This window comes from Novosphingobium sp. PC22D (genome assembly GCF_002556635.1).
In the GTDB taxonomy this organism is placed as follows: Bacteria; Pseudomonadota; Alphaproteobacteria; order Sphingomonadales; family Sphingomonadaceae; genus Novosphingobium.
This window is the reverse complement of the sequence record NZ_MWMO01000008.1, coordinates 163,723-184,187: the sequence shown is the minus strand read 5'-3', so window position 1 is coordinate 184,187 and position 20,465 is coordinate 163,723. Positions and strand designations below refer to the sequence as shown.

Sequence of the window (20,465 nt, the reverse complement as noted above, 5' to 3'; positions counted from 1 at the left end):
CCGGCAGGCGCTACGCGCCCTTGTCTTCATCAAGGCGATGCGGCCCTTCGAGGGACCGCTTCCCAATGTGCTATGGGGCTGAGTTTACCGCACACGCCGTGCGCGACTGGCTTGGTCGGATCGGCGTGAAGACGCTCTACATCGAGCCAGGATCACCATGGGAGAACGGTTACAATGAAAGCTTCAACGGCAAGCTCAGGGATGAACTGCTCAACGGCGAGATCTTCTACACCCTCAAGGAAGCGGTCATCCTGATCGAGCGCTGGCGCATCCACTACAACACCATCCGGCCGCACTCATCGCTCGGATACAAGCCGCCCGCACCACAAACGATCTTGCATCGCCCTGCTAGACTACCTTACGCTACGCTTCAGGCCGCCCAGCAGGGCGACCATAACCGCCGGAACTCTAACTTAACCGTTGGACCACCCTGATGGGGCAGGTCACAAAGGCGTTAACTTCGGTGATTGGCAGACCGGAGATGTCCCATGTTTCCATACAAGGTTTGACGCTCGGATCATCCCTTGTGCGCTATGCTGCACAGGTGAGGGATGCTGCGATCCAAACCGGAGGAAAGTTTTAGAGCCACGTTCTTGCTCAGGCGGCTCAGTTCGAAGCGCGCTGCCTTTTGACCAGGTCATGCAAACTGGAGGTAATGACGCGCGTTGCCTTGCCGATCTTCACGGTTTCGAGTTCGCCCGTCGCAATCAGCTCATAGAGCTTCGTGCGCCCTACGCCGATCATAAGGGCAGCGTCATTGATCCGGACGCAGATCGGCTCGACGGTTTGATGGCCGCTCATTCTGCTGGTTCCTCTTCACGATAGTGAGCGGGATCGGCAATCCAGCGATTGATGGCAGACTCGTGCCAGCCCGCGCCGTGGATGCTGATCTTGACCTGCGACGGAAACGTGCCCTCTGCGATCTTACGATAAATGGTGGAGCGGGAAAGGCCGGTGCGGTCGAGCACGGTCTTGAGGCGGATGATGCGTTCGGTATTCGACATGGGGCATTCTCTCTTTGGTATCGGCAGCCCCTCTCCGGAACATAATGAGAACTTTTTCTGAAAGGCGCAAGCGCCCGGTTCAGTTGGAATTCGGGCAATTCTTCAACGATTTGCACGATTTGAACCGACTATGGACGGTTCGAGACCTTTACGGACAAACCGCTCCGTTGCCCTTGGTTTTGAGATTTTTTTCGTTCGACGCGAATTTACGGCTGGCACGCGCGAATTTGCGACGGCAGCGACGGATTTCCGCGCCAGCGTTGCCGGATTTCGCGCACGAATCATGTCTTCTTTCGCGCAGTCGGCTTGGTTAGGCGGTTTGATTCTTTGCCAGAACGCTAAGTTAAGCTTAGTCTTTTGAGGTTATTTCAAACTGGACACGAGTTTACACAAGTGGCAAAACACTAAGCATGGCTACGCGTTTGGACAGCAAGCTAAACCAACTCCAGCAGGAGCTCCCGGAAGGACTTCTGGTCGATGCCGCCTGGCTGGAGGCCAATGGCTATTCGTCCGCGCTGCGTAGCCAGTATGTAAGTTCCGGCTGGCTGGATAGCCCAGCGCGACGGGTCTATCGCCGTTCACGCGGGCCTATGACCTGGCAGCAGGTCGTAATCTCGCTCCAGACCATGCTTGACCTTCCACTGACCGTTGGCGGTCGCACCGCGCTCGAACAGCAAGGCTATGCCCACTACCTTTCAGCAAACGTCCAGACAGTTCACCTATACGGACCGACACGACCGCCAACCTGGCTGGGTGATTTGCCGCTCGAAGTGACATTCGCATGGCACAACAGCTTGCGCCTGTTTCCGACAGATGCCGACACGCCGCCATTGCCAAGCCCTACCATGTATAGTGCCGCTGGCGTGCAATTGCCTGTTCGCTATTCGAGCAAGGAGCGCGCCGTTCTCGAATTGCTCGACGAACTGCCCAGGCATGAGAGCTTTCATCAGGTCGATGCCTTAATGGAAGGCTTGAGCGATCTCAGCCCTCGTCGCCTGCAAACTCTTCTCGAAGCCTGCTCCAGCGTCAAGGTGAAGCGGCTGTTCCTGTTCTTTGCCGACCGGCACCGCCATGCTTGGCGATCGAAACTCGACTTGGCCAAGATCGATTTAGGTTCCGGAAAACGGGTTCTGGTGAAGGGGGGTAAGCTCGATCCGCAATACGACATCACGGTGCCCGCCGATCTTGGAGGGCAATAGGAAATGGCCTTCCAGGACGCTTATCGGCAGCAGGTTGCCCTCCTGATCCGCACCATACCGTTCGTGGCGCAAGAGCAGTGTTTCGCGCTCAAGGGCGGCACGGCGATCAACCTCTTCGTGCGCGACTTGCCGCGCCTCTCGGTTGACATCGACCTGACCTACTTGCCGGTCGAGGATCGCGCTTCATCACTCGCCGCTATCGACGCGGCGATGGTGCGGATCAAGGAGCGGATCGAAGGCGGGATACCGGGCGCGGCGGTCGCTCCATCACGTTCAGCAGGCGATAACATCATCACCAAGCTCATCGTCCGCTCTGAAGGTGTGCAGATCAAGATCGAAGTCACGCCTGTCTTGCGTGGCACCGTCTACGACCCCGTGGTCATGAGCGTCGTTCCCGCAGTCGAAGACACGTTCGGTTTCGCCGAAATGCAGGTTGTTTCCTTCCCCGACCTTTATGCGGGAAAGATCGTGGCGGCGCTGGACCGCCAGCACCCGCGTGACCTGTTCGACGTGCGAGACCTGCTGGCGAACGAAGAAATAAGTGACGAACTGCGGCGCGCATTCCTCGTCTACCTCATCAGCCACCATCGCCCGATGGCCGAGGTGCTCGCTCCGACCCACAAACCGCTGGCGGAGGAATTTGAGCGCGGATTTGTCGGCATGACGCAAGAGAATGTCGAGCTTGCCGATCTAGAGGCTACCCGCGAGGCACTCGTCGCCACAATGGTTGGCGAGATGCCAGACGCGCACCACCAGTTCCTGATCGGCTTCAAGCGCGGTGACCCGAATTGGGAACTTCTCGGCATACCGGAAGCAAGGCACTTGCCAGCAGTCTTGTGGAAGCAGCGGAATCTGGAAAAGATGCTGTCTGAGAAGCGGAAAGAGCTGATCGAGGTTCTGGAGAAAGTACTTCTCGGCTGACCGAATATGCGCTTGGCGAAAATCAGCGTGACCTCTCATCCGCAAAATGGCAGGCAGTGCGCATGTCGATTGTCTGGAAAATCATCCGCATTATCGGGCTTTACGTCGCCTCTTTCTTTGTTTGCGTAATAATCGCGGCAATTGCATTGGACAGTCTACCCGATGCGCTTGAAGCATTGTTCGCACTCCTCGCGCCGATTGCTTTTGTCTGGTGGTACGAAAAGCGTCGAAGCGCGCGAGTTGCTGAGACGACCGCCCCTGAAAAGCTGCAATCTCCCCCATTTTCGCGCGAAGTTAGAGCGTCTACGAATTCGAGACCGGATCAGCTAGCTCAGTTTGATCCCCACCTCGGAAACGTGGCACAAATTGCAGCGGAAGCAGTGCCCCGATCTGCAGAACTACAGCGTCGGTCGGACCAAGAAGAGAAGCTTTCGCCTGAAGCAAAGAGGCCAAAGCAAGGTTCATCGGAGAGATCGCAAGGCCATCACCAAGGTTGGGTGCGCAAAGGGCAATCCGTCACCATTGCAGGTCGCACGATCGATGGGATGGTCTATGTCGGCAAACCGCCTCGCATCGGCTCAACCCATTATGGCGAGAGCTGTCGAGCCTACATCGATCCATCGTTGTCCGTCGCGCAGGTTGGATCGGACAGGAATGGCGTTAACATGTCATATTGGCCGGGCTATTCGAACATCCCGGCTGTTTGCCGAGCCACCTATCTAAATTGGCTTGCGGATGGGCGACAAGACGGGACGATCGACCCCGGCTACATGTTCCTGTTCTTTTATGGCTTGGAGCGGCGGTATCTGGTCGAACAGCCATCTGAGGATGAGAAGCAGGAAATCGTAGCGGAGGTTGAGCGCCTCAAGATCCTCTTTTCTCACAACCATTCCGCACAAAGGTATCTCGGTGAATTCCTCAATATCGCCCGCGCGGCGGCACTGGGTGGCTTTTCAACAGACGACCCCACCCTAAAGCAGGCGATTTTGGAGAATCGCAGCTGGGATTTGCCCCTATTGTTGAAGCTCGCCCTCGGAGGCATGATTTCCGAAGGCGAAGCCTTGGACTCAGATTGGGTCCTCCTGTGGTTGCTGTGTTATCCAGAACGCCGCCTCCGCACGCCTGCCGAGCGTTGTGACGAAGAGTTCCGAGCACTCTTCAAGCTTAAGTTCGGAGCGCTGCATCCCGATGGCTTGAAAGTGCGAGCGCCTCGGAAAATGCTGGCTATGACGTATCGCGCCGCCTCCAGCGAATTCAACTGCTCGGTTAATCTTAGCGCGAAAGGCGGCCGAGAAGCTCAAATCCCCAACGTGTCTGATTTGCGGTCGCCAATGCAGAAGGCGCAGAAGATCGCAGATGAGGCTATGGATGAACTCGACAAGTTCAGCCGATATCTTGGACGAAATCCAGATGGTCGGGGGACCATTGAAGCACAGGCGCTGCTACCCGCTGAGCTTTGGAGTCTGTTCCCATCAGACGAGTTGGAAAAACTCAAAGACTGGGCGCGCGAACAAGTAGCCGCAGGCGGGTTGGTCCCAGCACTTGATGTGATCTCGCGCCTAGAAGGAGAAACGCCGGAGAAGCTTGGCAAGCGGAACCTCACCGGCGCAGCAGATGCACTCGCCCGTATCGGATTCGGTATGGCTCCAGACCCAAGATTCTCGCTGCGCGGACCGAAGATCGACGAACCCGTTGTGATCTTCGAACTCGGCGAGCCGGTCGAACAGCTTGAAGACGTATCCCCGGCCTATCGAACCGAATTGTTCGAACTAGCGCTGGCGACCTTCGTCGCACATGCCGATAGCAAAATTGTGGAAGCCGAACGCAGGGCACTCCGTGAAAAGATCGATGCTGTTAGCGGCCTGACTGAGCTTGAAAGAAAGCGGCTTCACGCCAACCTCGAATGGTATCTCGATGTTCCGCCAGACATGTCATGGCTGCGCAGCAAGCTGAAAGATGCGGACGCTGAGCATCATCTAGCCCTGCGCGCGGCAGTTGTCGCGATTGCCCACGCTGACAGCGTGATTCAGTCTGAAGAAGTGGCTTGCATCGAGAAGATCTACAAGGCTTTGGGGATCGATGCTGGCCTCGTTTACGCCGACCTCCATGCTGGCGACGTGCCAGACGGCCCTGTTCGCGTCAAAGCCGCCGAAGCTGAAGCACCAGGCGAACAAATACCGGACGAGCCGAAAGCCAAAGCCGGTTCGCTCGATGCAGCGCGTATTGCCGCTATTCGAAATGACACCGAGCGCGTTTCAAGCGTACTGGGCGAGATTTTCTCGGCCGACGAAGACGTGAGCGACGAGGCCGCCGCAACACATGCTCTTCCATCGTTAATGGCTGGCCTCGATCCCAAGCACGCGATGCTTGTAGAGCAGATAATCCAGCGCGATCACTGGACTGACGAAGAGTTTGACGAGATCGCCAGTAAGCAAGGGCTCATGCCCTCTGGCGCGCTTGAGGTAGTCAACGAGTGGGCTTTCGAGAAATTCGATGAGGCCTTGCTCGATGAATATGACGGATATGACGTATCGCCGGACATAGCCGATACGTTGCGAGCCGAGATGGCGAAGGGGGATTAATTCATGTCGAGACTGAAACCGCGCGAACGCGACGCCATCGCTCAGGCGCTACGCGCCGGTGTTGTTCCCAAATTGGGGCTTCGGCACATCCAGGTTGGACGAGCTCGTGAGATCGAGGAACTCGTCAAGGACATGGACCGGATCGCCGATGGCGGTTCAGCCATTCGTTTCATCATCGGCGAGTATGGCTCCGGCAAGACCTTCTTCATGAACCTGATCCGGCTTGTCGCGCTCGAAAAGGGGCTGGTCGTCATGTTTGCCGACCTTGCCCCGGATCGCCGCATCCACGCGACCGGCGGGCAAGCACGGGGCCTCTACGCGGAGATGGCGCGAAATCTTGCAACCCGTACCAAGCCAGATGGAGGTGCATTGTCGAATGTTGTCGAGCGGTTTATCAGCCAGGCCCAGCACGATGCCGAGGCGCAAGAACAATCGACAGATGACATCATTCGCCAGCGCCTTGCCCATTTTGAAGAACTGACTGGAGGCTTCGACTTCGCGCAGGTGATCCGCCGGTATTGGGAGGGGCACGAAACCGGCGATGAAGAGCTGAAATCGGCGGCGATCAGATGGCTGCGCGGCGAATTTGCAACCAAAACGGATGCTCGCAAGGCTCTTGGTGTTCGCACTATCGTCCATGACGCCAGCGTCTACGACCACCTCAAACTGATGTCGGCCTTTGTCTGTGAAGCTGGCTACAAGGGCCTGCTCGTTGGCCTTGACGAGATGGTCAACCTCTACAAGCTGACTTCATCGCAAGCACGCAACGCCAACTATGAGCAAATCCTGCGCATTCTGAACGACGTGCTCCAAGGCAGCGCGGAGAACCTTGGGTTCCTCATGGGAGGAACGCCGGAATTCCTCATGAATACGCGGCGCGGCCTCTACAGCTATGAAGCCCTCCAGTCTCGCCTCGCAGAGAACACCTTTGCGCGTGACGGACTGGTCGATCTCTCCGGGCCGGTCATTCGACTAGCCAGCCTCACGCCCGAAGATTTGTTCGTGCTTCTGGCCAACATTCGCGCCGTTATGCAGGGCGATGAAGCAATCCTGCCAGACAACGCCTTGGAAGCGTTTATGGCGCACTGTTCGGACAGGATCGGGGAGGCCTATTTCAGAACCCCTCGGAACACGGTCACGGCATTCGTGAATCTTCTGGCGGTGCTCGAACAAAACCCCGGCGTCGAATGGTCGGACCTCATCGAAGAGCTCGACGTGGCGGAGGATTCTGGTGACGACATGAGCGACGTGGATGAGAGCGTTGGCGCTGTCCCTGAGAATGACGAGCTAGCCAGCTTCCGACTGTGAGCACGGCGTTCGACAAGCTGGCTCGACCAATCCAGAAATGGATTCGTCAGCAAGGCTGGAAGGAATTGCGCGATATTCAGGCGCGCGCAACGCACGTGCTTATGGACGGCAATCGCGACCTGATTGTCGCCGCCAGCACCGCCGGAGGCAAGACTGAAGCCGCATTTCTCCCGCTACTGTCGCAGGTGCTCGACGAACCCAGTGAGGACTCCGGATTTGATGTTCTCTATGTCGCGCCGCTGAAAGCGCTCATCACCGATCAGGCGCGGCGACTTGAAGACATTTGTCGCAATACAGACATGCCTATCACCCCGTGGCATGGCGACGTTTCGTCATCGGTAAAGGCTAAGGCTACCAAGCGACCGAGGGGCGTGCTGCTTATCACCCCGGAGTCCCTTGAAGCGCTATTCATTCGACGCGGATTGGAGATTCCGAGGCTGTTTGGCGCAACGCGCGCAGTCATTCTCGATGAATTGCATTCGGTCCTCGACAGTGAGCGTGGCATCCAGATGCGTTCGCTTCTCACGCGTCTCGAAATTGCTCTCAAGAGACCTATTCGCCGGGTCGGTTTGTCGGCCACACTCGGAGATATGGAACTGGCGAAGGTTTATCTTCGTCCTGACAGCCCTGGCGAAGTCGAACAAATCATTGCCGAAGGTGGGGCAGCCGAATTGCAGCTTCAGCTCCGGGGCTACGTTGCTGGTGACAAGGACGATGAAGGCCCTTCAGCGACGGATGCCATTGCGCAGCACCTATTCGAGCACCTGAGAGGCAGCGACAATCTTGTCTTTGGCGGTGCGCGTCAGGCAGTTGAAATCTACTCAGATCGGTTGCGCGCACTTTGCGAAAAGGAACATCTGCCGCAGGAGTTTTACCCTCACCACGCCAGCCTATCGCGCGAGCATCGAGACTTCGTCGAACGCCGCCTGAAAGATGGTACTGCGCCGACGACTGCCATCTGCACTTCCACTCTGGAATTGGGAATCGACATTGGCGATGTGACCTGTGTCGGCCAGATTGGCGCACCATTCAGCGTCGCGTCGCTCAGGCAAAGGCTTGGCCGATCAGGGCGGCGACCGGGCAAGCCAGCCATCCTTCGGCAATACACAGTCGAGGCGAAGCTCACGCCTACCAGCAATTTTTCGGATCGTCTTCGCCTTGGGATGGTGCGGGCCATTGCGATGATCGAATTGCTTTTGGAAGGCTGGTGCGAACCGCCGCAACGCGAGGCCCTGCACCTTTCGACCCTAGTTCACCAAATCCTCTCGGTGATCGCCGAGAGGGGCGGAATACGTGCGCAACAACTATACGGGATTCTCTGCCAAAGCGGACCATTCCGCCAGATCGATACCCAGTTGTTTCTGGATGTCTTGCGAGCACTCGGGCAACCCGAGGTCGCGCTCATTGAGCAAGCCAGCGATGGCCTTCTCTTGCTCGGTGCCAATGGCGAGAAGCTGGTTGAGCACTATAGCTTCTACGCCGTATTTCAGACACCCGAGGAATACCGGCTGATTTCCGGCGGTAAGGAGCTTGGGACACTTCCGATCGACAACATGATCGCGCCGGGAATGCTTCTCATTTTTTCGGGTAGGCGCTGGCTGGTGCAGGAAGTTCTCGACCGGGATCGTGTCATTTTGGTTGCACCGGCCAAAGCCGGAGTGCCGCCCATTTTTGGGGCGACCCTTGGCAACATCCACGACCGCGTGATCGAGCGAATGTTCGATGTTTTGGAGGGACAGAAGCGCCCGATCTATCTTGATGCAACAGCGCTGGAGCTACTCGACGAGGCGCGCAGCCATCACGGCCAGCTGCAATTTAACCCCGGAAGGATTGCGCAACTCAGCGACAAAGCTGCTGTCATAGCGACGAAAACGGGTTCCGTTCGGACAACGACCCTAGCACTCGCCCTTCGCGCGAGCGGCTTTACCGTGCAGACACACGACGGGTTTCTCGAAGTGTTCGGAAAGGACGAAAGCCCGGATTTGATTAACGCACTTTCGGGCCTGGCAGATGGCAAAGAGGTGGACCTATTTGCGCATTCGCCGAACTTGTTGTTCGAGAAATTCCATCCTCACTTGACGGAGGAATTGCTGCAAAGAGATGCCTTGTCCGCTCACCTAGACGCTAGCGGATTGGCTGAGTTGACCCGCTCAATTTTAGGACGGGATTAGCATACCAATTGCCGTTCGGACTGCTCCCCTATCCATCATTCGATTGCTCAGCCTCAAACGCCCGCTTGCCCTTGCGCCGGAACAGCACCAGCGCCTGCGCACCATCCGGACCGCGCAGCTTGGCGGCGACGGTGAGGAACGCACCGTAGAGCGCGGCGCGATCATCGTCAGTCAACTCGACCAGATCGGCCTTGGCGACCAGGCCGCCCAGTTCGATCAGTTGCCGGGTCCGCTCGCGGCGCTTGACCTGCCATTCGCGCATGTCGGTCCGTGCCTTTGCCGCCTCAAGCCGATGCCGCGCCGCCATCGAACGGGAGAGTGCCTTCCGGCTGCTGGCCAGGTCCGTTCGCAGTGTCTCGTGGCTTGCGCTGAAAGAAGGCCGCGCCGCGTTTGCGCCAGCCCTCCCCGGTTGCCTTGTCGGTATTGGCGGCAGCATCGAGCAGCGCTCCCGCCAGCACATCGGCATCGAGCGCATCGGCTCCGGTCGCCGTGACCAGCGCGCCGAGGTCGCGCACACGTCGTTCCCTCAACTGCTTTGCCTTATCGGCGAGGGCCTTCAGCTCCGAATCAAAATCGCGGGGTTTGCGCATGTGTTGTCTCCATAGTTGGTGTCATGCAGTCATGATAATCGTGCTTGTAATCCAATGCAGTAAGGTCGCCGGGACAGTATGATACAGCCTAGTCCCGATCAGGATTTTATCATGAGAGGGCGCGCTTATACGTCGTGCCGACGTGGCGTTTGCAGTGTAACTGGATTGCCGACATGGCAATCTTTCACTTCAGCGCAAAGGTCATCGGAAGGTCGAGCGGACGCAGTGCCGTTGCGGCTGCGGCCTATCGTGCGGGCGAGCGGTTGCACGATCAACGCATCGACCGTGACCACGATTTCACCAACAAAGCAGGCGTCCTTCATTCGGAAGTGATGTTGCCAAAAGGCGCGCCCGAGGCCTTCGCTGACAGGGCCACCTTGTGGAACGCAGTCGAGGCCGCCGAAAAGCGCAAGGATGCCCAGCTATCCCGCGAGGTCGAATTCGCCCTGCCCCGCGAGCTGCCCAAGAAGGACAACATCAAGCTGGCGCGCGAGTTCGTCAAAGCCGAGTTCGTCGAGAAGGGCATGATCGCCGACCTCAATGTCCATTGGGATATCGGCGAAGATGGCAAGGCCAAGCCGCACGCGCATGTCATGCTGACGATGCGGGAAATTGGGCGCGAGGTCACAAAGGACGGCTTTGGCGCAAAGGTCCGCGACTGGAACAAGACCGCGCTGATCGAGCAATGGCGTGAGCGCTGGGCCGATCATGTGAACCGCGCGTTGGCGGAACGCGACATCGATGCGCGGATCGATCATCGCAGCCTGGAAGCGCAGGGCATTGCGCTGGAGCCGCAGGACAAGATCGGCCCTGCCGCCTCACGCATTGGCGGGCGTGGACTGGAAGCCGAGCGTATCGAGGAACACCGCGCGATTGCCCAGCGCAATGGTGAGCGGATCATCGCCAACCCGGCGCTGGCGCTGGATGCGATCACCCACCAGCAGGCGACCTTCACCAGGCGCGATCTTGCCGCCTTCGTTCACCGGCATAGCGACGGCAAAGATCAGTTCGATGCCGCCTACAATGCGGTGCGCGCATCGCCCGACCTGATTGCGCTGGGCAAGGACGGACGCGGGCAGGATCGCTTCACGTCTCGGGCAATGATCGAGACCGAACAGCGCCTGTATCGCGCCGCAGACGCATTGGCGCAGCGCACCGGTCACGCCGTCAATGATGTGCAACGAAACGCCGCGCTTGTCAGCGCGGCCAAGCGCGGCCTGGTCCTCTCTGGCGAGCAGAAATCTGCATTCGAACATGCAACCAACAGCAAGGGCCTCGCGGTCGTGGTCGGCTATGCGGGAACCGGCAAGAGCGCGATGCTGGGAGTGGCGCGCGAAGCGTGGGAAAGCGCAGGCTACGCTGTGCGCGGCGCAGCCCTGTCCGGCATCGCCGCCGAGGGGCTGGAGAACGGTTCCGGCATCGCATCGCGCACCATCGCCAGCCTTGAACACCAATGGAGCAAAGGACGCGAGCAACTCACCGCCAGGGATGTGCTCGTCATCGACGAAGCGGGCATGGTCGGCACACGCCAAATGGAGCGCGTACTGTCCCATGCCGCGAAAGCTGGATCGAAGGTTATCCTGGTAGGCGACCAGCAGCAGCTTCAGGCCATCGAAGCAGGTGCGGCGTTCCGGGCAATCCACGAACGCCAAGGAGGGGTCGAGATCAGCGAGGTTCGCCGCCAGCTTTCCGCATGGCAGCAGGATGCGACCAGGCAGCTTGCAATAGGCCGAACCGGCAAAGCGATCCGCACCTACGAGGAACGCGGCATGGTCCATGCCGCCCACACGCGCGCGGATGCACGGACGGCGCTGATCGAGCGCTGGAATCAGGAACGGAGGACCGCCCCAGACGACAGCCGCATCATCCTCACCCACACCAATGACGAAGCGCGCGAGCTAAACGACATGGCGCGCGGAAAGATGCGTGAGGCTGGCGCATTGGGTGCAGATGCCGCGATCAAGGCGGCACGCGGCGAGCGCCAGTTCGCATCGGGTGACCGCATCATCTTTCTGCGCAACGAGCGCGGGCTTGGGGTGAAGAACGGGACGCTCGGCACGGTGGAGAAGGCTAGCGCACAAGGAATAGCCGTGCGCACCGATGATGGCCGCGAAGTTACCTTCGACACCAAGGACTACGCGCACATCGATCATGGCTACGCGGCCACGATCCACAAAGCGCAGGGCATCACGGTGGATCGTGCCCATCTACTCGCCACGCCGGGTATGGATAGTCATTCCGCCTATGTCGCCATGTCGCGCCATCGCGAGGGGCTCGCGCTCCATTATGGCCACGATGACTTTGCCGATCAGTCGAAACTTGTCCGCACGCTGAGCCGCGAGCGCGGGAAGGACATGGCGGGCGATTACAAGCCCGAGCAGGCTTTCGCCGAACTACGCGGCATCACCTTCCGCGAGCGAATCTTGGAGATAGTTTGGCAAGTGCCGGAGAAGGCCAAATCCATCTTCGGGAATTTCCGTCCGCAGGCCCGACAGCTTGAGCCGCTGCCGGTGCAGGGAAACACGCAAAACGAACAGCGCCGCGCGGTCGAACGCTACGCCCGCGCGCTTGGTGATCTCGGCTCGATGCAGGCGCAAGGTTTGCCCGTTCTCCCGCACCAGAAGGATGCGCTGGAGAAGGCAGAAAAGGCCCTCGACGCGATCCGGCCCCATGCCGCCACCGATCTCGCTAATGCACTTGAGCGGCGTCCTGCGCTGATCGCAGAGGCCGCAGGCGGACGCAGCCAGGAGGCCATGCGCGCCATGCAGCACGAAGCCGCCGTTCGCACCGATCCGGCGCTGCGAACCGCGCGCTTTGTCAGCGACTGGCAGGGTCTGAGCACGGCGCGCAAGCAGCTTGAACAACAGGGCGACCGCGCAGGCGCTGCCCAAGTATCGGCCAAGCAGAACGAATTGTTGAAGGGGCTTGAACGCGATCCGCAGGTCGAAGGTCTGCTGCGCGGCAAGGCCCGCGAACTCGGCATCGATCCGAAGCCCGAACGCAGCATCGCCAAAGAACTGACCGCAACCCTCACCCGCGAGCGCACCCGCGCTTTCGACATGGGCATTTAGGAGAAACGACATGGACGACGACCATATCGAAGAAGTGCAGCTGGACCTCGAAGTCGAGGAACCGCTAGCCCCGGAACCAGAACCGGAGGCGGTGACGGAAACCGATCCGGCCACGGAAGCCTTCGCCCGTCTCGAAGGCGAAATGGCAATGGTACGCCATACCGTCCAGAACATGGCCAGGGAGCGAGCCGACATCGTGATCCCGGACTACACGGCAACGTTTAGCAAGATGGCCAATCAGCTAGAGCGGGTCTCCGACAGTTTGACAGCCATCGGCAACAAACCCGCCATCGAGCTGACGCCGGAAGACATTGCCGTTCAGATCAAGCGTGCCTCGCACGACATGCTGCGCGATACCAGCGACCTGCTCCGGCAGGGACGTAGGGACTTCGACAGCGCAACCGGGCAGCTCAGTGCGATGGTGGGGCGTGTCCGCGCCGAGGCCGAGCAGAAACGGCAGGCCTCGCACTTTGCAAGTATGGGGTTGGTTGTCGGCATCCTGCTGTGGTCGATTCTTCCCGGCACCATCGCCCGCGCCATGCCCGAAAGCTGGCAATGGCCCGAAAGGATCGCTCGCAAGGCGGTTGGCGAACCGACCATTTTGGAAGCGGGTATACGGTTGATCCGGTCACAGAACCCGGAAGCGTGGGAAGAATTGGCGGCAGCGCAGCGCATCTTCAGCGCAAACCGTGAAGCCTTCGAACGCTGCATTGAAAAAGCGGGAAAGGTTGAGCGTTCGGTCGGTTGTAAGTTTCAGATCGAGCCGCAAGGACGCCCATGAAATTCCTATCCATTGGTTTCTATCCGGTCTCGAATCTTGCTCGATCCCTTCTCCAGATAGGCTATAGCGCTTCCATTCGCAGGTAAGGCAGGCAAATCGCCTCTATGGTCGCAATTGACGTGTCAATCGCATCCGACACCTCGTTTTCCTCGCCCGCGGTGCGCTTGTTGGCGGCAAACAATGCCCGGCGAATCTTGACCGTGAAATCGCGGTCGGTGCCGTTGTAATCGTCAACGTAGGCGTCGGCGTATGTCCGCACGATATGGAATTGATGGTGCAGCGTCTCGATCGCGTTTTCCAAGTCCTCGCCGAAGAGCGCGCGCGCCATCGGCAGGCAATCCTCTAGCTTCGTCCGATCGTCGAGCAATTGATTGGCCCGCATGTAATAGGCTTGAGCGGTGATGAGACGCTTTTGCTTTTCCTCGACGATGCTGTTTCGCCATTTCGGCTCACTGCTGTTCAATTTTTCTTCTGCTGCCGCTAGCTCCCCTCCAGACATCCATGGCGATCGAAGGTATCCCAGCGCACGCCTCGCGTTGTAGGCCGCGTGCAGGATGACCTCGGCTTGATCCCGATTCCGCTCTGCCAGCTTTTGATGCTTCCAAGCTGACAAGCCCATCCTTGCGGCAGCATAGACGGCGACCGCCCCGCCAAGCGTTCCCACACCTTGCATCATCGTCCCGGTGGCGGCCCAATCAATATTCGTCCAAGATTCCACAAGGCACATCGTCACTCGCCCCTGATTTGATCGCCTGATTGCAGCTCTAGCCTCAATTCAACGATTGAAGAAAGTTTAGCACTTGATCGACATCGTTCGTCACCACGCATCTATAGAGCTGATCGAGCCTGAGCCCCTGATGTCTAATAGACCGGGTAACTCCGGCCTCGGTGAAAAACGCATCGCAATAGCCCAGCGCCGCAGCCGCATGGCCAAAATCGAATAGATCATTTCCGGTCATCGCCTTGCTGCGATAATCCCAACGAAAGAGGGCATTCAGGCAGGCGTGCACATGGATTGTCGGCAGTCGGCTCCGATGCTCCCCGCCTAGCATGGCGTGCACGAGATTCACGGCCATTTGGCTGTTCTGTTCGGAGCGCTCCACATCAGGTCCGAAATTGCCTAGCCGAGCGATAATCTGCCCAAGAATGGGCTCAGCCACCTCAGCGACGCCTCGCAACTCATCCGACAGCACGGATTCGAACGATGTCATTTCCGCCTGATGGACACGATTGCCCTCATTGAGCTTGTCGGCCAGCGCGGCCATGTCGCGGGTCATATCGAATTCGGTGCGATCAAGGCCTCCAGCGACGGCGGCGAGCGGCTGCTGCCAGACATGATCGAAGAACGCCTTTTGGATGGCCAACTGCGTTTCAGGCGGGAATCGATCGTCGCTCACATGGAAATTGCCCATGGTGTAGGCGAGGCGCGTCCACACGCGCGGCAGGGCTGTCGCGTTCGGTGCAAGCGACCAGTGAATGACAGCCTCAAGCTCATCCTCGGTTCGCTCCGGCTCGGGCATCAATGACACGCCCAAGCTCAATTCCTCGATGACCTCCAAAGTCGCCTGGCGACGGGCATCATCACCGATTTTCATCAGCTCCAAGAATGACGTCGCTGAGATCGGGCAAAAGATGCGACCTTGGTGTGCCAGTCGCTCTAGATGATGGACTAGCTTTCTCTCGCGCGGGTCGGTGCGGATGCCGCTGCGGACCTCGCGGGCAATTACCCAAAATCGAAGGTCGAGATAGACCGGCGTGCGCTCGGCAAGGTCATCGCTCAGCGCTTGGCAGCATTTCCCAATGTGCGCCTCGATCGAGACATCGGGATGCGCCATGTGATGCTCTATGGAGGCCATCAAGAGCGAATATCACGAACGGCAACGTGCAACTAACCTTCTCAGGTGGAAGGTAGAGGCGAATCCTACTCGATCTCCCGCTATGACCGAACATTGTCTCTCAATTTGAATCCCGGGTTCGGGCCAAGATGTCTCGAACGGCCCCAGAATGTGCCGGAAAAGCCCGCACATTGTGTGGGGTCAATCGTAGGAACGCTTTTTACAAGTCAGCCAAATTCTGTTTGAAAACAACGCACTGAGGCAGTTGACTGGCGCACCCGACAGGATTCGAACCTGTGGCCTTCGCCTTCGGAGGGCGACGCTCTATCCAGCTGAGCTACGGGTGCATACCGTTCGCGAGGTGCTTACGCCATGCTTACGCGAGATTTTCGTCGGCCTGAAGAGCGAACCCGACATCCGCTCAAACCGTTGTTGAGTCACTTCTTTCTTCCAACACCAGCAACCATCGCCAGACTTGACATCCGCCTTCGGAGGGCAGCGCTCTATCCAGCTGAGCTACGGGTGCTCCGGTCGCCATTGGCGCGGAATAGCGGGCGGTTAGCAGAGGTGCGGGCACGAGGCCAGCGGCAATTGCGCGAGATCAAGCGGGGCCGACTTCGCGTGGGTTCGCCGGTTTCACGGGACAAGGCGGCGGCGGCCGCCGGGGAGAACGACGCAACTGGCGGCCACGAAAACGCGATGCCGGCCGGCACCGGGGGCCTGGCCGAAGGCCCCTCCCGGCGCCCCAACGGACGCGTCGGCGGGAGCGCCTTGCACCTGACCAGCACGCCGCGCACCGGACCGAAACGGGCATCATTAGCCAATTCGAAAGGCGAGCCGGCCTAATCGGGCGCGATGGAGCCTCGTCTCGTCACCCGCGCCGATTCGCACTCGCCGGCTTCGCGATCGGCGGCGGTCGGACGCGTTCCCTTCGGCCAGGGTTCGGCAAGCGCGCTCTCGATGAAGTGGTCGGGGCTGCACGATGCTGCCGCCACCGTCGCCGCGATCGCCGGAATCGACGTACCGCCGATGGCGCCGCGCGTGCGCAACCTGCCGGCGGTCATGCGCGACGCGGATGAGTGGCGGCGACGCTGCGCCGAGCAGGGAATCGAGGATCTCGCCGCCATCATGGAGCCTGGGCTTAGTGCGCTGCTCGCCGCCTTCGCGCGCGGTTCGGACCCGAGGCCCGCGGCAGGCGCGCTGTGGCGTGAATTCGTGGCCGCGCGCGATGCGCTCGTTGCCCTCAGCCCGCTGAGCGGCACGCATCGGCGCATGGCCTGACGGCGTTCGCGCTGACGGGCGGGAGGCCGTCCGGCCTCTTGCGCGTTCCTTTTCTGTTCCTATGATGGGGCATGACCGTTTCCGATTCCCTGGCTGCCGGCGGCAGTTCCGCGCCCGCGGCGGGCGCGGCGCCGACCGCGCGTGACGTCGCCCGCGGCATCGGCCGGCTCTTCGCGCGCAACGATGTGTGGTGCCTGCCCGAGATGCCGCTGCGCTGCGGTCGGCGGGCGGATCTCATGGGGGTCGACGCCAAGGGCCAGGTGGTGATCGTTGAGATCAAGGTGGCGCGCGCGGACTTGCTCGGCGACGCGAAGTGGACCGACTATCTCGATTATTGCGACCGGTTCTACTGGGGCCTCGCGCCCGGGCTCGATCGTGCCTGTCTCGAGAGCGAGGCTTTTCTGCCCGCCTCGTGCGGAGTCATCGTCGCGGACGGCTACGACGCGGAGATCCTGCGCCCGGCGCCGAGCCTGCGCATGGCCGCCGCGCGCCGCAAGGTCGAAGTCGAGCGGCTCGCGCGCGCCTCGCTGCGCCGGATCGTCACCGGCGCCGACCCCCATACGGCGCGGTGGGGAAGCGAAGGCTGACCGAGCGCGCGATCGGGGGCTGACGACGCGGTCGCCCGCGATCCGATGTCAATCGAGGCAACCTCGGGAACATTGCCGGGGCGGCGCGCGTCTCTTTCAGGAGATGCGCGGCCGCGCATGACCATCGAGAGGAACGAAGGGGCAGCCGATGCAAGACCCGCAGACGTGGTTCAACAGCTGGGAGCGGCTCGGGCTGGTCGCTCTGGCCGCGATCGCCACGTATCTCACGATCATCGTCGTCGTGCGGATTTCCGGCAAACGCACGACCGCCAACCTCAACAGTTTTGACTGGTTGATCACCGTCACCATCGGTTCGCTGGCGAGTTCGGGCATTCTCCTGAGCGACGTCGCGGTGACCGACGCGCTGGCGGCAATCATCGTGCTCGCGCTGTGCCAGTTCGTCCTCACCTGGACGGTGCGCAAGTCCGACCGGTTCGCGGCGATGGTGAAGGCCGAGCCGCTGCTGCTGCTCCACCGCGGCCACATCATCGAGCGTAACCTGTCACGCGCGCGGATCTCCGTCGCCGAGCTGCGCGCGTGCCTGCGCCGCGAGGGCATCGCCGACCCCGCGCAGGCCGCCTGGGTGGTGCTCGAGACCAATGGTCAGATGACCGTGATCGAGGCCCCGATGGACGGGCGGCCCGCCGACCATTGGGCGACCTCGGACGTCAAGTCGCGCGACGCCGTGCTCGAGGGCCCGACATGAGCGAAGACGGCACCGCGCTCGCGCAGGACCGGACCGACTGGGCCGAGGACCGCACGCTGATGGCGAACGAGCGCACCTACGCGGGCTGGATGCGCACCGGCCTCGCCACGGTGGGCATCGGCATCGGCTTCAACGCGCTCTTCGCCCGCATGGAGCCGGACTGGCTGCCGCGCGCGCTCGCAAGCTGCTTCATCCTCGTGGGCGTGCTGATCTTCCATCTCGCCCGGCGCAAGGCCGTTGCGGTGCTCAAGCAGCTTTCGGCGCACAGTTGCCGCCCGGTCGGTTCGGTCCAGATCAGCCTGATCGCGGTGCTGCTGTCGCTGGCGAGCCTCGCGCTGCTCGTCGGCATCTGGCTGATGTAGCCGCGCCTCAGGCCCTGCGCCGTTCAAGGCGCGCAAGCAAGGCGCGCTTTTCGGGCGCGCGGAGCATCGGCCAGTCGGCGATTTCCTCGAGCGTGCGCAGGCATCCCCGGCACCATCCGGTTTCGGTCGCGATGCGGCACACGCCGGTGCAGGGAGATGGCGGGTCGGTCATGCGTGTCCGCTTCGAGCAAGCCGCGAGCATAGGGGCAAGGGTAATTTTCTTGCCAAGCCGGGCAACTTGATTTAGGGGCCGTCGCGCTAACCGGCGGCGGACGATCCGCTGCAGTCCGCGAGCGGCGTGAGGTCTCCCTCGGGAGACCGGCCCGGACGAACAGTTGGCGCACACCACCGGCTTCCTTCTTCACGCAGGGTCGCATTGTACGAACCCTTGCCACGCGCGCCGAGCCGATGGGCTTCGCGCGCCTTGCATCTCGATTGAGAGACTGATTTGACCCAATTTTCCGACTTCGGCCTGGCCGAGCCCATTCTTCGCGCGCTCGGCTCGAAGGGCTATGCCGATCCCACGCCGATCCAGACCAAGGCGATTCCCGCCCTGCTCGAGGGCCGTGACCTGCTCGGCATCGCGCAGACCGGGACCGGCAAGACCGCCGCGTTCTCGCTGCCCTCGCTGCATCGACTCGCGAGCGATCCGCAACCGCGCCGCAACGCGGGCTGCCGCATGCTCGTGCTCAGCCCGACTCGCGAGCTTGCGGCGCAGATCGCCGACAACATGCGCGGCTACGGCAAGTTCCTGGGCCTTTCGGTCCAGTGCGTGTTCGGCGGCGTGCCCGTCGGCAAGCAGGCCCGCGCGCTCGAGCGCGGCTGCGACGTGCTGGTCGCGACTCCGGGCCGCCTGCTCGACCTGATCGACAGCCGCGCGCTGACCTTGCGCCACGTCGAGATCTTCGTGCTCGACGAAGCCGACCAAATGATGGATCTGGGCTTCATCCATCCGCTCAAGCGCATCGCCGCGCTGCTGCCCAAGCAGCGCCAGAGCCTGTTCTTTTCTGCGACGATGCCTCGTGCGATCGCCGAACTCGGCAAGCAGTTCATCCACGATCCGGTCCGCGTCGAGGTCGCGCCGCAGTCGACCACCGCCGAGCGCGTCGACCAGTTCGCGACCTTCGTCAACCAGGCCGAAAAGCAGGCGCTGCTCACGCTGCGGCTGCGCGCGGGCCTGGCGGACGGCGCGATCGACCGGGCGCTCGTCTTCACCCGCACCAAGCACGGCGCCGACCGCGTGGTCCGCTTCCTGGCCGGCGCAAACGTCCCGGCGGCGGCGATCCACGGCAACAAGACGCAGGGCCAGCGCACCACGGCACTGCGCGGTTTCCGTGACGGCTCGGTCCGCGTGCTCGTCGCCACCGACATCGCCGCGCGCGGCATCGACGTTTCGGGCGTGAGCCACGTGTTCAACTTCGAGCTGCCCAACGTGCCCGAACAGTACGTCCACCGCATCGGGCGCACCGCGCGCGCCGGGGCCGACGGTATCGCCATCAGCTTCGTCGCGCCCGACGAGCGCGCCTACCTCAAGGACATCGAGCGGCTGACGCGCGTGCGTCTCACGCCGATGCCGCTGCCCGAGGACTTCCTCGCCGAGGCGGCGCGGCTGCCGAAGCCGGCGCAGCGCAAGCCCGCCGCCGACAACGGCGGCCAGAGGCGGTCCGGCGGCGGCAAGCCGCGCGGCGAGCGCCGCCGTGATGACCGCCCGCACAGCGAGCGCCGCGAGGATCGTCCGCGCCGTGATCGGCCGCGCGATGACCGGCCGCGTAGCGATCGGCCGCGCGGCGATCGTCCCAGCGACCAGCAGCGCCGTGACGATCACCGCCGCGACGACCGGGCCGCGAGCGGCGGCAAGCGCGAGAGCCAGCATGGCCACAAGCGCGACGGGCAGCATCGCCACGACGACAAGGGCGAGCAGGGCAAGCGCCGCTTCGGCGGGTCCGGCGGCACGGGTGTCGGCGCGCACAAGGGCGCGGTCCGCCGTACCGGCTGAACCGGCCCGCCACCCTCTCGTTTCCGGCCGGCGCCGAGCCGGTGCGATAAGGCAACGCTTCGGGCGAAAGG

At 61.2% G+C, this 20,465-nt stretch carries 20 protein-coding genes and 1 tRNA gene; 13 read left to right on the top strand and 8 right to left on the bottom strand.

The genetic code is table 11. From position 1 onward, the window contains the following. Window positions 1-434: integrase core domain-containing protein (locus tag B2G71_RS24530; protein ID WP_240530162.1), on the top strand; the 434-nt coding region annotated here is incomplete at its 5' end. Window positions 435-606: 172 nt separating this feature from the next. Here B2G71_RS24530 and B2G71_RS13825 read toward each other — a convergent pair. Next, window positions 607-801: a helix-turn-helix domain-containing protein gene (locus B2G71_RS13825; protein WP_098106764.1), complete on the bottom strand. Its 195-nt coding sequence runs from the start codon at window positions 799-801 to the stop codon at window positions 607-609. Next, window positions 798-1,004, bottom strand: a complete 207-nt coding sequence (locus tag B2G71_RS13820) for an AlpA family phage regulatory protein (protein WP_009802104.1) — start codon at window positions 1,002-1,004, stop codon at window positions 798-800. The genes B2G71_RS13825 and B2G71_RS13820 overlap by 4 nt, the downstream gene beginning before the upstream one ends. Before the next feature lie 422 nt (window positions 1,005-1,426). On the opposite strand from B2G71_RS13820, the gene B2G71_RS13815 reads away from it, so the two are divergent. From B2G71_RS13815 to B2G71_RS13795, 5 genes are all read left to right on the top strand, one after another. Beyond that, window positions 1,427-2,203 carry a type IV toxin-antitoxin system AbiEi family antitoxin gene (locus B2G71_RS13815; RefSeq protein ID WP_240530161.1) on the top strand — a complete coding sequence of 259 codons (777 nt, stop codon included), beginning with the start codon at window positions 1,427-1,429 and terminating at the stop codon, window positions 2,201-2,203. Between the two features lie 3 nt (window positions 2,204-2,206). Next, complete coding sequence (locus tag B2G71_RS13810; protein ID WP_098106760.1) at window positions 2,207-3,124, top strand: nucleotidyl transferase AbiEii/AbiGii toxin family protein; 918 nt, start codon at window positions 2,207-2,209, stop codon at window positions 3,122-3,124. Between the two features lie 62 nt (window positions 3,125-3,186). Next, window positions 3,187-5,706 (top strand): TerB N-terminal domain-containing protein, encoded by a 2,520-nt coding sequence (locus B2G71_RS13805; RefSeq protein ID WP_098106758.1) that lies wholly within the window; start codon window positions 3,187-3,189, stop codon window positions 5,704-5,706. 3 nt (window positions 5,707-5,709) lie between these two features. Continuing rightward, window positions 5,710-7,014 (top strand): ATP-binding protein, encoded by a 1,305-nt coding sequence (locus tag B2G71_RS13800; protein WP_098106756.1) that lies wholly within the window; start codon window positions 5,710-5,712, stop codon window positions 7,012-7,014. Then, window positions 7,011-9,185: a DEAD/DEAH box helicase gene (locus B2G71_RS13795; RefSeq protein WP_098106754.1), complete on the top strand. Its 2,175-nt coding sequence runs from the start codon at window positions 7,011-7,013 to the stop codon at window positions 9,183-9,185. Before B2G71_RS13800 ends, B2G71_RS13795 begins: the two co-directional genes overlap by 4 nt. Before the next feature lie 28 nt (window positions 9,186-9,213). On the opposite strand, the gene B2G71_RS13790 is transcribed toward B2G71_RS13795, so the two are convergent. Further along, entirely contained in the window at window positions 9,214-9,447 is a 234-nt protein-coding gene (locus tag B2G71_RS13790; protein WP_098106811.1) for a conjugal transfer protein TraD, read from the bottom strand. 22 nt (window positions 9,448-9,469) lie between these two features. Next, window positions 9,470-9,775, bottom strand: coding sequence for a conjugal transfer protein TraD (locus tag B2G71_RS13785; RefSeq protein WP_098106752.1), 306 nt, complete (start codon window positions 9,773-9,775; stop codon window positions 9,470-9,472). Window positions 9,776-9,948: 173 nt separating this feature from the next. On the opposite strand from B2G71_RS13785, the gene traA reads away from it, so the two are divergent. Then, entirely contained in the window at window positions 9,949-12,846 is a 2,898-nt protein-coding gene (gene traA, locus B2G71_RS13780) for a Ti-type conjugative transfer relaxase TraA (protein WP_098106749.1), read from the top strand. A 10-nt stretch (window positions 12,847-12,856) separates the two neighbouring features. After that, on the top strand, window positions 12,857-13,627 hold the full coding sequence (locus B2G71_RS13775) for a DUF6118 family protein (protein WP_098106747.1): 771 nt from the start codon (window positions 12,857-12,859) through the stop codon (window positions 13,625-13,627). A 61-nt stretch (window positions 13,628-13,688) separates the two neighbouring features. Here B2G71_RS13775 and B2G71_RS13770 read toward each other — a convergent pair whose 3' ends face one another. The 3 genes from B2G71_RS13770 to B2G71_RS13760 form a co-directional block, all read right to left on the bottom strand. After that, a complete protein-coding gene (locus B2G71_RS13770) occupies window positions 13,689-14,354 on the bottom strand; it encodes a hypothetical protein (RefSeq protein WP_141521574.1) in 666 nt (221 codons plus the stop codon). A 43-nt stretch (window positions 14,355-14,397) separates the two neighbouring features. Continuing rightward, window positions 14,398-15,462, bottom strand: a complete 1,065-nt coding sequence (locus tag B2G71_RS13765) for a hypothetical protein (protein ID WP_141521573.1) — start codon at window positions 15,460-15,462, stop codon at window positions 14,398-14,400. A 270-nt stretch (window positions 15,463-15,732) separates the two neighbouring features. Continuing rightward, a tRNA-Arg gene (locus B2G71_RS13760) sits at window positions 15,733-15,809 on the bottom strand. 508 nt (window positions 15,810-16,317) lie between these two features. Between B2G71_RS13760 and B2G71_RS13755 the strand changes: the two genes are divergently transcribed. The 4 genes from B2G71_RS13755 to B2G71_RS13740 all read left to right on the top strand — a co-directional run bounded on the left by B2G71_RS13755 (window position 16,318) and on the right by B2G71_RS13740 (window position 18,398). Continuing rightward, window positions 16,318-16,743 carry a hypothetical protein gene (locus tag B2G71_RS13755; protein ID WP_240530160.1) on the top strand — a complete coding sequence of 142 codons (426 nt, stop codon included), beginning with the start codon at window positions 16,318-16,320 and terminating at the stop codon, window positions 16,741-16,743. 71 nt (window positions 16,744-16,814) lie between these two features. Beyond that, entirely contained in the window at window positions 16,815-17,330 is a 516-nt protein-coding gene (locus tag B2G71_RS13750) for an MmcB family DNA repair protein (protein ID WP_098106741.1), read from the top strand. Between the two features lie 148 nt (window positions 17,331-17,478). Next, window positions 17,479-18,036, top strand: a complete 558-nt coding sequence (locus B2G71_RS13745; protein ID WP_098106739.1) for a YetF domain-containing protein — start codon at window positions 17,479-17,481, stop codon at window positions 18,034-18,036. After that, entirely contained in the window at window positions 18,033-18,398 is a 366-nt protein-coding gene (locus B2G71_RS13740; protein ID WP_098106738.1) for a DUF202 domain-containing protein, read from the top strand. The genes B2G71_RS13745 and B2G71_RS13740 overlap by 4 nt, the downstream gene beginning before the upstream one ends. Before the next feature lie 7 nt (window positions 18,399-18,405). Here B2G71_RS13740 and B2G71_RS13735 read toward each other — a convergent pair whose 3' ends face one another. After that, window positions 18,406-18,570, bottom strand: a complete 165-nt coding sequence (locus B2G71_RS13735) for a DUF1289 domain-containing protein (RefSeq protein ID WP_206049403.1) — start codon at window positions 18,568-18,570, stop codon at window positions 18,406-18,408. 276 nt (window positions 18,571-18,846) lie between these two features. Between B2G71_RS13735 and B2G71_RS13730 the strand changes: the two genes are divergently transcribed. Continuing rightward, window positions 18,847-20,394: a DEAD/DEAH box helicase gene (locus B2G71_RS13730; RefSeq protein WP_098106735.1), complete on the top strand. Its 1,548-nt coding sequence runs from the start codon at window positions 18,847-18,849 to the stop codon at window positions 20,392-20,394. Window positions 20,395-20,465 lie beyond the last annotated feature (71 nt).